This window comes from Peptacetobacter sp. AB800 (assembly GCF_047807365.1).
Classification (GTDB): Bacteria; Bacillota; Clostridia; order Peptostreptococcales; family Peptostreptococcaceae; genus Peptacetobacter.
Genome location: NZ_JBLOUI010000029.1, coordinates 20,570 through 31,480, shown reverse-complemented (window position 1 = coordinate 31,480; position 10,911 = coordinate 20,570). Strand labels below are relative to the sequence as shown.

The 10,911-nt window shown below is 31.8% G+C and carries 11 protein-coding genes; 8 read left to right on the top strand and 3 right to left on the bottom strand.

From position 1 onward, the window contains the following. Positions 1-136: 136 nt before the first annotated feature. Genes ACK2WN_RS08825 through ACK2WN_RS08815 form a run of 3 tightly spaced genes read right to left on the bottom strand, consistent with a single transcriptional unit; the run spans position 137 to position 1,486 of the window. On the bottom strand, positions 137-673 hold the full coding sequence (locus ACK2WN_RS08825) for a hypothetical protein (RefSeq protein ID WP_416155371.1): 537 nt from the start codon (positions 671-673) through the stop codon (positions 137-139). Positions 674-724: 51 nt separating this feature from the next. After that, positions 725-1,249, bottom strand: a complete 525-nt coding sequence (locus ACK2WN_RS08820; RefSeq protein WP_416155370.1) for a PD-(D/E)XK nuclease superfamily protein — start codon at positions 1,247-1,249, stop codon at positions 725-727. Between the two features lie 3 nt (positions 1,250-1,252). Beyond that, positions 1,253-1,486, bottom strand: a complete 234-nt coding sequence (locus tag ACK2WN_RS08815) for a helix-turn-helix domain-containing protein (protein WP_416155369.1) — start codon at positions 1,484-1,486, stop codon at positions 1,253-1,255. 178 nt (positions 1,487-1,664) lie between these two features. On the opposite strand from ACK2WN_RS08815, the gene ACK2WN_RS08810 reads away from it, so the two are divergent. The 8 genes from ACK2WN_RS08810 (at position 1,665) to cbiD (ending at position 10,878) form a co-directional block, all read left to right on the top strand. Beyond that, complete coding sequence (locus ACK2WN_RS08810) at positions 1,665-2,603, top strand: cell wall-binding repeat-containing protein (protein ID WP_416155368.1); 939 nt, start codon at positions 1,665-1,667, stop codon at positions 2,601-2,603. Between the two features lie 274 nt (positions 2,604-2,877). After that, positions 2,878-4,416, top strand: coding sequence for a cobyric acid synthase (locus tag ACK2WN_RS08805; RefSeq protein ID WP_331683505.1), 1,539 nt, complete (start codon positions 2,878-2,880; stop codon positions 4,414-4,416). A gap of 35 nt (positions 4,417-4,451) precedes the next feature. Further along, complete coding sequence (locus ACK2WN_RS08800; RefSeq protein ID WP_416155367.1) at positions 4,452-5,828, top strand: cobyrinate a,c-diamide synthase; 1,377 nt, start codon at positions 4,452-4,454, stop codon at positions 5,826-5,828. Positions 5,829-5,886: 58 nt separating this feature from the next. Further along, positions 5,887-6,900 (top strand): adenosylcobinamide-phosphate synthase CbiB, encoded by a 1,014-nt coding sequence (gene cbiB, locus ACK2WN_RS08795; protein WP_416155366.1) that lies wholly within the window; start codon positions 5,887-5,889, stop codon positions 6,898-6,900. A gap of 39 nt (positions 6,901-6,939) precedes the next feature. After that, complete coding sequence (locus tag ACK2WN_RS08790; RefSeq protein ID WP_416155365.1) at positions 6,940-8,076, top strand: pyridoxal phosphate-dependent aminotransferase; 1,137 nt, start codon at positions 6,940-6,942, stop codon at positions 8,074-8,076. Position 8,077: 1 nt separating this feature from the next. Then, positions 8,078-8,998 (top strand): cobalamin biosynthesis protein, encoded by a 921-nt coding sequence (locus ACK2WN_RS08785; RefSeq protein WP_416155364.1) that lies wholly within the window; start codon positions 8,078-8,080, stop codon positions 8,996-8,998. A 21-nt stretch (positions 8,999-9,019) separates the two neighbouring features. Beyond that, positions 9,020-9,658, top strand: coding sequence for a cobalt-precorrin-8 methylmutase (locus ACK2WN_RS08780; protein ID WP_416155363.1), 639 nt, complete (start codon positions 9,020-9,022; stop codon positions 9,656-9,658). Between the two features lie 8 nt (positions 9,659-9,666). After that, positions 9,667-10,878, top strand: a complete 1,212-nt coding sequence (gene cbiD / locus ACK2WN_RS08775; RefSeq protein ID WP_416155362.1) for a cobalt-precorrin-5B (C(1))-methyltransferase CbiD — start codon at positions 9,667-9,669, stop codon at positions 10,876-10,878. The last annotated feature ends 33 nt before the right edge of the window (positions 10,879-10,911 follow it).

The following is a 10,911-nucleotide window of genomic DNA, read 5'->3' as shown; positions in this document are numbered from 1 at the left end:
TATAGACTCATATCATTTTCTCCTTGGTTTTAATTTTTGTTGGCATGAATATTATACCAAGAAAATGATATGAGTTCTTTTTTTTGTTGCACTTAGATTATAAATTCAAGGTTAATAAATATAATTTGTATTTTTGTTATTTTTCAGGAATTATTTCCCAAGTCATATATCTTCCAGAGTAATTCCAATAACGAATATCTTGTTCTATAAATAACCATTTTGCGGCTTTAACTATATGGTCTACAGGGAGACCAGACTCAAAATGAATAGTATCAATTTCTTCATCTAATACATCATTACACTCAAAAACTTTTTTTAGAATATCATATAATTTAGAGTACATTTCTGGATTTTCTGCTTTTTTTAAATTTAAATCATTTTTTATATCATCGTGTTTTGGGTAGTTGCGACGTCTTTTTCCTTCTTCTGCATAATTTGTATTTTCTACACAAACTAGAAAATCAAATCCATTGTGAAAACGTGCTGGTCGTTGTAGATAAATACGATTACCATTTTTTAGTGTTTCTACGTAGTATTTGTAACGAGAAGCGTTTTTAGCAGGCCCTGTACCAAAAACTTCTTCTGAAAATTTATTAATTACACGCATACGAACTTCATTTCTAGAACCTTCATTAGAGAAAAAATGAGTTACTTCATTATAACTATAAACCATAAAAATACACCTCCATTTAGTAATAATAAAAAATATTGATAAAATTAACAATTATAGTCCAATTGCTGATAAAGGTAATTCATCAAAATAATAAGGACAATTATGTAGTTCCATATAAGTAAAATAATCATCATATTTCTTCTGTTTGAACCAATTAGAAGATAGTAGGTAAATATATTGGATTTTATATCCAATAGGAGTAAGAAGTTTCTCGTATTCGTATATTTTGAATAAAAATGTTGCAAGTTTTTCATCAACTGAACCAGAACTCTTTTGAAATTTTTTTTCGATTATATAAACTGTCTTGTTGATTTCATTTATAAAGACATCATCAGGAAGCCATCGTTTTGAGTTATAATCCTTATAATTAATTCCTTTTTTTGATAAAAAATGCTTATAAAATTTAAATTTATTATATGTATAACCTAAAAGTTTTCCATCAGAAAAGATCTCATCATTTTTAACTGTAAAGCCAGCATTAATTAATGAATCTACAAGAGAAGTAGATTGTTCAAATAAAAGACCATTTTCGTTAGTTTTTGCTCCTCCACCATGTGTATTAGCTTTTCTTGACATAAATCATTCCCCCTTAAAAAAATCAATAATATCAACTTCGAGAAAATTTGCAATCTGGTTAAGTATAGAAAGAGAAATACTCTTATCACAATTAATCGCTTCAATCTTTGATAAATAACTTATACTTATTCCAACAGCTTCTGCTAATTGAGCTTGCGTTAAATTTGCATTTTTACGAAAAATACGAAGATTATTTCCTATTGTTTTGAATAATTCTTTATCATTTTCAAAATACATAACAAAACTCCTTTCACTATATATGAATATTATCGCATGCAAACAACCGAGAAAAAATTCACTTATAGTGAAATATAATAATATAATATTGATAGTATAGAAATATTGAATACAAAAGATTGAATTTAAATAAAATAAGTAGTACTATAAAATTAACAAATAGAAGGAGGTAATTATCATGCACAAAAAATTAATGTCAATAGCATTGGGCGCAATATTAATGTTATCAACAATAGCTCAGGTATCTGCATTATCAGATTATAGAGATGATGTAGTGGATGCAAAATATGTAAATATAGGACCTTATGAATCATATGATAACTTTGAATATTTCTTAAAAGAAGATGCAGACGCTACTGTTTTAGTATCTCAAAGAGATATCCCAGATGGGTTAAGTGCAAGTGGGCTTGTTGGTGCGGCTAATGCTAATTTAGTGCCAGTATATACTTCTCATGGAAGTAGTGGAGTTGTTAGAGATTATATACTTACTGAAGATGTATATATAGTAGGTGGAGAGCGAGTAATAACAAAGGAATTAGAAAATAAGCTAAGAAGAGAAGGACATAATGTAATTAGATTAGCAGGAAGAGATAGATATCAAACTAGCTATAGAGTAGCAGAGGAAGTGGCTAGATTAACTGATGTCGATACTGTTGCTATTGTAAATGGGAAAAATGGAGAAGCTGATGCCGTATCAATAGCTTCTGCAGCAATAAAGAATAAAATGCCTGTTATAGTTACGGATGGTAAAAAACTAAACTCTGATTTAAATTCAGTAAAAACTTATGCAATAGGTGGAAATGCTGTAATAAGTGATAATTTAGTTAATAAAACTAATGCCATCAGAATTGGAGGAAGAAATAGATTTGAAACAAATAAGAAAGTAATAAAAAAATTCTATCCAAATTGTAAAAAATTTATGATATTAGAGTCAGATGGAATACATAGATCATTTGCACTTCAAGCAATAACAGCTGACCAACCGATAGTATTAGTTAGTGAAAAAAGTGATAAAAGTGTATTAAATGGTGCGGATGAATTATTATTCGTTTACTTTGAAGAGCTTAATTCAAAGATAGAATCATCTTGTTTAGTAGCAGCTAGAAAGAATGTATAGTATGTATATATATTTATAGCTAAGGATATGTATTAAAAATTGTAAAATAGTAACATACAAATGCGATTGCAAAAATTAGATGCAATCGCATTTTTTATGTTATTAGTTGATAAAAAATTATGTTTAATAAAACCTACATCAATTTCCTATATAATCAAAAATACAAAATAAAATGAGAAAAATAACATTAAAATCATTAAAAAAGATAATTATTATCGTTGTTAAATAGTATAATATAAGATAGGAAAATTATACGTTGAAAGGAGTGAAATTTTTGAAAGGAAAAATAATGTTTCAAGGAACTGCATCCAATGTAGGAAAGAGTATAATCGCTGCAGGTATGTGCAGAATTTTTGCTCAGGACGGATACAAAGTAGCTCCTTTTAAACCACAGAACATGGCACTAAACTCTTTCATAACAGATGAAGGACTAGAGATGGGAAGAGCTCAGGTATTTCAGGCAGAAGCAGCAGGGATAAAACCAAAAGCAGACATGAACCCAATCCTATTAAAGCCATGCGGAAATCATAGAAGTCAGGTAATTGTTAGAGGAAAAGTTGTTGGAGAGATGCATTCCTCTGAATATCATGAATATAAATTAGAGTTAGTAGATATTTTAAAGGACACATTTTCTGATTTAGAAAATGAGTATGATGTAATTATTATGGAAGGTGCAGGAAGTTGCGCCGAGATAAATTTAAAAGAAAGAGATATCTCAAATATGGGGATGGCAGAAATCGCTGATGCTCCAGTTGTTTTGGTATCTGATATAGACAGAGGAGGGGTATTTGCCTCTATTGTAGGTACACTTGCACTTTTAACTGAGGACGAGAGAAAAAGAGTGAAAGGTGTAATTATCAATAAATTTAGAGGAAAAAAAGAGTACTTTGCTGAAGGTGTGAAGATGCTTGAGGATATCATACATATACCTGTTTTGGGAGTTGTTCCGTACTCTGATATTAAGATTGAGGACGAGGACAGTGTAACTACTAGATTTAAAAAGGCAACAAAGAAAAATGATATAAATATCGAAATAGTTAGGACTCCACATATGTCAAACTTTACAGATTTCAATATCTTTGAAACACAGAGTGATGTAAGTCTTAGATATGTTGATTTTGGTGAGTCTATTGGAAATCCTGATATGCTAATTATTCCAGGAACTAAGAGTACAGTAGATGATTTAAAATATTTAAGAGAAACTGGACTTGAGGAGCAGATAAAGGAATGTGCTAGAAGAGGAAAGCTAGTATTTGGAATCTGTGGTGGATATCAGATGTTAGGCAAAAAAATCGTCGATAAATATGGTGTTGAAAGCGACGATTTAGAAGTAGAAGGAATAGGACTTTTAAATACTGTTACAGAATTTGAAAAAGAGAAAACTACTGTGCAGACAGAGAGAGTTATTTCTGATAATGTGCAAGGCTATTTAAATGATGTATCAGGAAAAAAAGTTAAAGGCTATGAAATACACATGGGAACGACAACAAAACTAGATGAATGTGTAGACGAAATATTTGCGAGTGAGCCTACAGGTTTAATGGATAAAAATGTTGAGAACTGTTTAATAGGATGCTCAAATTCAGAAGGAAATGTTGTAGGTACTTACCTACACGGGATTTTTGATGAGATAGACTTTACTAGAACCCTTCTAAACACAATAAGAGCTAAGAAGGGCTTAGAGCCTATAACTAGTGAGGTAGAATCATTTGAAGAGTTTAAAAATAGAGAATATGACAGACTTGCGGATATGCTAAGAGAAAACCTAGACATGGAAAAAATATACGAAATAGTTGGAAATTCAAGCAAGTAAATAGTTAATGCTGTTAATAATAGGAGATTTGATAAATGAAAAAGATTATGATTGCAGGTACTTCAAGTGGAGTTGGAAAGACTACAATTTCGCTTGGGATTATGCGGGCACTTACAAAGAGAAATCTAAAGGTGCAGCCATACAAGGTTGGGCCTGATTATATAGATCCGTCTTTTCACACATTTATAACTTGTAGAGATTCTAGAAACCTAGATTCTTATATGTTAGACGATGAAAAGATTAAATACATAGTAAATACTGCGTCAAAGGATGCTGATATTTCTGTGATTGAGGGGGTTATGGGGCTTTATGATGGATTTGGAACTGATATAGATAAATGTAGCAGTTCTTACACGTCAAAGATTACCAAAACTCCAGTAATACTAGTTATAAATGGTAAGGCAATGGCTGCATCTGCTGCAGCGACAGTACTTGGTTATTTAAACTTAGACAAAAATGTAAATATCATAGGTGTTATTGCAAATAATGTAAAAACTGAAAGCCACTTCAACATAATAAAAGAGTCTATAAAAAAATACTGTGGGCTAGAAGTTTTTGGATATTTTCCACCAAATGATAAATTTGCACTTGAATCAAGACATCTAGGTCTTGTTCCAATGGATGAGGTTGAAAAATTATCTGAGAAATTCTCATCTCTTGCGGATGAAATTGAAAAGTATATAGATATAGATAGGATTATAGAATTATCAGAAAACGAAGAAGTTGTCAGCAAATTTGACTTAGTTGAGGAAATGGAAAAGAAGAATTTATTTGAATTAGCTAAGGGAAAAACTGTTGCGATTGCACATGATAAGGCATTTAACTTCTACTATAGAGAAAATATAGAGATATTTGAAAAACTTGGAATAGAAACAAAATACTTTAGTCCTCTTGAGGATATAGAGGTTCCGACGTGCAACTTTGTGTACATTGGAGGAGGATTCCCAGAAATTTTTGCTGAGGAATTAGAAAAAAATGAGTCTATAAGAAAATCAATATTTGACTTATACGAAAACAATACTCCAATATATGCAGAATGTGGTGGACTTATGTATTTAGGAAAATCTATTATAGACAAGTCTGGAGTTGAAAGAAATATGGTTGGGATTTTTGAAGGTGTCAGCGAAATGACTCCTAGACTTAGAAGATTTGGATACTGTGAAGGAAAAGCCATAGAAAAGACAGTTATCTCAAAAGAAGGAGATTGTATAAGAGGGCACGAATTCCACCACTCAATATTTAAAAGCGACGAAAAATGCGCATATAAGATGAGAAAAATTAGAGATGGAAAAGTTGTAGATGAATGGGAAGGAGGATATAGCAAGAAAAATACACTTGCGACATATCTTCACACTCATTTTTACAACAATTTGGATTGTATAGAAAATATACTTAAAAACTGTGAAAGATAATAAAAATTTGAGGCGATTTATTAATTGCCAAGCTAGAATGTAAGAGGAAATTTTGATTATGGAAAATTTATTTACACCACAGGGAACGAGTAAGATTGTTTTTACTGTGATTGGATATAGTTTTGTAAATATACTTATTATGATTTTGGGATACGTTATGGACTTGGTGTTTGGAGACCCGTATTGGTTTCCACACCCAGTGAGATTTATAGGTAAGTTGATAAGCAAAACAGAAAAATTTATAAGAAAGCATGCAAAATCAGAGAAATCTCTAAAATATTTGGGAATTTTGATGTGGTTGGTGCCTGTTGTTACAACAGCGCTTGTTACAACATTGATTGTAAAGATTGCAAGCTTCAATAAATATGTAGAAATTTTTGTGAGTGCGTTTATAATCTACACAACACTTTCTACAAAGTGTTTAAAGGACGAGGCTACAAAGATTTACAACGTACTTGAAACTGGAGATATAAAAAAATCGAGAGTGCAGCTTTCATATATAGTAGGTCGTGATACTACAAATCTTAGCCAATCTGAGATAATAAGGGCTACAGTTGAAACAGTTGCCGAAAATACTGTAGATGGAACAATTTCGCCGATGTTCTACGGATTTTTATTCGGCCCTGTAGGAGCAATGACTTATAAGGCGATAAACACATTAGACTCAATGGTTGGATATAAGAATGATAAATATTTAAACCTTGGATGTGTATCTGCAAAATTAGATGATGTAGCCAACTTTATTCCAGCAAGATTAACTGCGATATTTATGCCTTTAGGAGCATTTTTATGTGGTATGAATGGAGCAAACTCGTTTAAAATAGCGATTAGAGATAGAAAAAATCACAAAAGTCCGAACTGTGCATTTGCAGAAGGTGCAGCAGCTGGAGCAATTGGAGTACAGCTTGGTGGAACAAATATCTACTTTGGGAAGGAAGTATATAAACCTACTATTGGAGATAAAAAAAGAGAATTAGAAAACTACGATATAGTTAGAATGAATAAGCTTATGTATGCGACAACAGCTAATGCACTTTTAATTTTATCAGCGTTGTTTTGCATTATGATATAATATATTAATACTGTTAAAAGGAGAGTTTGGAAAGAATTGATGGAAAATAATTTGAATAAAAAAAATAAATCTACCAAAGAAAAAGAGTTCAATAAAGAAAAAGTTAATATAAACTCAGTTCATGGGGCAGATATCAATTCAGCAGCCGAACTCTATGGACTTGAAGCAGATAAAATTATCGACTTTAGCTCAAATATTAATCCATTTATTGTAGAGAGTATGGATAAGATTGTAGCGGCTGGAGTGGAGAATTTGCAAAAATATCCAGATATAAAATATAGAAGACTTAGAAAAAATATAGCAGACTACCTTAGAGTAGAGGATAGCTATATTATTCCTGGAAATGGAGCAACGGAGATAATCTACCTCCTTATGAGAAATTTAAGTGGTAGACTTGCTATAATCAATCCAACTTTTTCTGAATATAGAAAAGGTGCAGAGATTGCAGGTCTAAGTGTAGTAGATTTTGTGATGGATTGGAAGAAAGATTTTAAACTTGATTTAGACGAAATTTACAGAAGAAAAGACGAATTTGACAGTATATTTATCTGCAATCCAAACAATCCAGATGGATCTGTTAGAGAAATAAAAAAACTACTGGAATTTGCAGAAAAGGAAGGAAAGTTGCTTATAGTGGATGAAACCTTTATTGAATTTGCAGACTCTGAAAAAGAGAGAAGTCTTGTAAATATGGTCGAAAAATCAAAGAACTTATTCATAATCAGAGCAGTTACAAAATTCTTTGGAATACCAGGAATTAGGCTAGGTTATGGAATAAGCTCAAATAGGGAATTACTTCAAAAGATGTACGATGAAAAAGAGCCTTGGACGATAAACTCATTTGCAGATTCTGCATCTGATTTTATATTTAAAGAGGAGGAGTACATAAGAAAAAGCAAGGAGTATTTTTCTAAAGAAAGAGTATGTATGATAAATGAAATAAATAAAATAGATGGAATAAAGGCATTTAATTCAGATGCGAATTTTATTCTAGTTAGATTTGAAAATAGAAATGTATTGGATGTGAAAGAAAATTTATTAAAAAGGGCAGGTCTTCTCATTAGAGATGCGTCTAATTTTATTGGTTTAGACTCTAGTTTTGCTAGAGTAGCTATTAAAAATCATGAACAAAATACTGTACTTGTAGATGCACTTAGATCTGTATTGGGTGAATAGAGTGAAAGGTTACGCAAAATGCCCTGCTTCTTGTGGAGAGTTTGTTCAGGGAATGATAGGAAATGAAGAGTACCTCTGCTCCTATGCAGTAAATCTTTTTTCAGAAGTTTACCTTGAAGAGAGAAAAGATGGTGAGGAAGAGGACTTAACTGAAAGAGTTAAAGGAACAGAAAAGAAAATATACATAAGAAATGTAAAAAAATCGAGATTGGCTATAAGAAAAGTATTTGAAAAATACGATATACCAGTTGAAACGCTAAACAATTTATCTGTAAAAATAATAAGTGAGGTTCCTGTAAGCAAGGGAATGGGTAGCTCAACTGCAGATATAGGAGCTGCTATAGGAGCTGCATTAAATCTAATAGGTGAGGAAATGACTCCAGAAGAAATTGCAGAAATAGCATCATCAATAGAGCCTACAGATTCTGTATTTATGAAGGATAATGTGATATTTAACCCAGTTAAGGGTAAAGTGAAGGAAAAACTTGGGTATATAGATAATATGAAGGTTTTTCTTTTAGAGCCTAATAAATATCTAAATACTGTAGACCTTAGAAAGAACAGAATGTACAAAGAGGCAAAGATGAAAAATAGAGAAATTATTGAAAATGCCTTTAGAATGCTTAAAAAGGGATTCACAGAAAAAGATAGAGAGATGATTGGTAGAGCGTGTACTGCTAGTAGTTTGGCAAATGAAAATATCTGTAAAAAAGAGTATCTACACGAGATTATAGAGGTATCTGATAAATGTGGTGGATTTGGAGTAAATGTAGCACATAGTGGTACAATAGTCGGAATTTTAGTGGATAAATACTTTGATTGTACTGAGATGATAGCTGAATTAAAAAGAAGAGAGATAGACAAAGTTTATTCAGATATGTACACACTAGATATTATCAAAGGTGGAATAAGATACGAATAAAAAATAAAAGGAGGGATTTTTTTGGATTATATTAAAAACCCTATGAAGATTGAAGAGAGAAGTTTTGAGATTATACAGGGAATAATAGACGATATAAGACCTGGATATGAGTACAAAAGTGAAATAGAAGAAAAAATAATAAAAAGAGCGATACACACAACTGCCGATTTTGAGTATTTAGATATTCTAAAAATATCTGATAATGCAGCTGAGATAATAAAGGATGCTCTTGAAAATAAGGCTAGTATTTACACAGATACTACTATGGCTTTAAGCGGAATAAACAAGAGAAAATTAGATAAATTGGGATGCAATTATGCTTGTTTAGTTGCAGATGATAGAACTGTTGCAAGAGCCAAGGAAAAAGAGATTACAAGATCTATGGCTGCAGTTGAGATAGCTGCTGAGGACAGAGGAAGAAAGATTTTTGTTCTTGGAAATGCTCCAACAGCTCTGTTTAAGGTTATAGAAATGGTGGAAGCAGGAGAGATGGAAGTAGATGCTGTTATAGGTGTTCCAGTTGGATTTGTTGGAGCAGCTGAGTCAAAAGAAAGACTTGCAGAAACAAATATTCCATACATACTTTCTGAGGGAAGAAAAGGTGGAAGTAATCTAGCGGCTGCAATAATCAATGCTATACTTTACAGCATAGAGAGATAGTTTGTATTATGGAAGAATTTGTATATATAGACGGGAAAAAATACAGAAGGGGCTATACTACGGGATCTTGTGCAACTGCGGTTTCAAAGGCTGCTGTGTATATGCTTTTAACTAATGGAAAAATAGATACGGTAAATATAGATACACCTAAAGGAATATATTTATCTATTCCTGTTGTTTCTAGTGAGATTAAAAAGAATGAGGATACGGGAGAAATTTATTCAATCTGCTCTGTAGAAAAAGACGGTGGAGATGATATAGATGCCACAAATGGGATAGAAATATTTGCAAAGGCAACTTGGGTGTACGAAGATGAGATAGATAAGACTTCTGAAAAATTCTCATTTGAAGGAGATGGATTCTGTGTGTTTTCTGGAGATGGAGTAGGAATTATCACTAAAAAAGGACTTAGTGTCGAGCCTGGTAGACCTGCGATAAACCCAGTTCCACAGAAGATGATTGCAAAAGAAGTCGAATCTGTTTTAAAAGCAAGTGAAGAAAGTATATTAAAAAATAACTCAAATGAGAGAAAAAGAATAATAAAGATAATTATTTTTATTCCTAAGGGAGAAGAAGTTGCAAATAAGACATTCAACCCTAGACTTGGAATTGTAGGTGGAATATCTATAATTGGAACAAGTGGTATTGTCGAGCCTATGAGCGATGAAGGTTGGAAAAAGTCGCTTTCAATAGAGCTTAATATGAAAAAAGAGCTTGGAATGGATAAGATTATACTTGTACCTGGAAATCATGGAGAGAGCTTTATTTCAGACAGGATTGGAGAAAATAGTTCTGTTGTTAGGACGAGCAATTTCTTAGGATATATGTTAATGGAGGCTAAGAGAATGGGATTTAAAAAAATTCTTTTGGCTGGACATATTGGTAAATTTATAAAATTATCTGCAGGAATTTTTAATACTCATAGCAAGGTCGCAGATGCTAGAAATGAGATACTTATAGCAAATTTGGCATTGATGGGTGCTTCTACAGAGTTAGTGAGAAAGATTGATTCTTGCCTTACAACTGAGGAAGCTACAGATATTGTATATGAAAATGGATTTGGAGAAGTTTTCGATATAATTTGCGAGAAGTGTAAAAAAAGAGCAGAGATGCATGTAGATAATGAGATTGAGATAGAAGTATTTATTTTTAAAATGGATAAGACAGTACTTGGAAAGAGTAAAAATGCCGAGGAAATGTTGGAAAGTTTTAGAAAATAAAATGTTGATAGAGTTTTAATTCTTTGGAGGAAG

Excerpts from the sequence above, each read along its gene's own strand:
- cbiB (WP_416155366.1), top strand. The coding sequence starts at position 5,887 with ATGGAAAATTTATTTACACCACAGGGAACGAGTAAGATTGTTTTTACT.
- ACK2WN_RS08800 (WP_416155367.1), top strand. The coding sequence starts at position 4,452 with ATGAAAAAGATTATGATTGCAGGTACTTCAAGTGGAGTTGGAAAGACT.
- ACK2WN_RS08790 (WP_416155365.1), top strand. The coding sequence starts at position 6,940 with ATGGAAAATAATTTGAATAAAAAAAATAAATCTACCAAAGAAAAAGAG.
- ACK2WN_RS08815 (WP_416155369.1), bottom strand. The coding sequence starts at position 1,486 with ATGTATTTTGAAAATGATAAAGAATTATTCAAAACAATAGGAAATAAT.
- ACK2WN_RS08820 (WP_416155370.1), bottom strand. The coding sequence starts at position 1,249 with ATGTCAAGAAAAGCTAATACACATGGTGGAGGAGCAAAAACTAACGAA.
- ACK2WN_RS08825 (WP_416155371.1), bottom strand. The coding sequence starts at position 673 with ATGGTTTATAGTTATAATGAAGTAACTCATTTTTTCTCTAATGAAGGT.
- ACK2WN_RS08810 (WP_416155368.1), top strand. The coding sequence starts at position 1,665 with ATGCACAAAAAATTAATGTCAATAGCATTGGGCGCAATATTAATGTTA.
- cbiD (WP_416155362.1), top strand. The coding sequence starts at position 9,667 with ATGGAAGAATTTGTATATATAGACGGGAAAAAATACAGAAGGGGCTAT.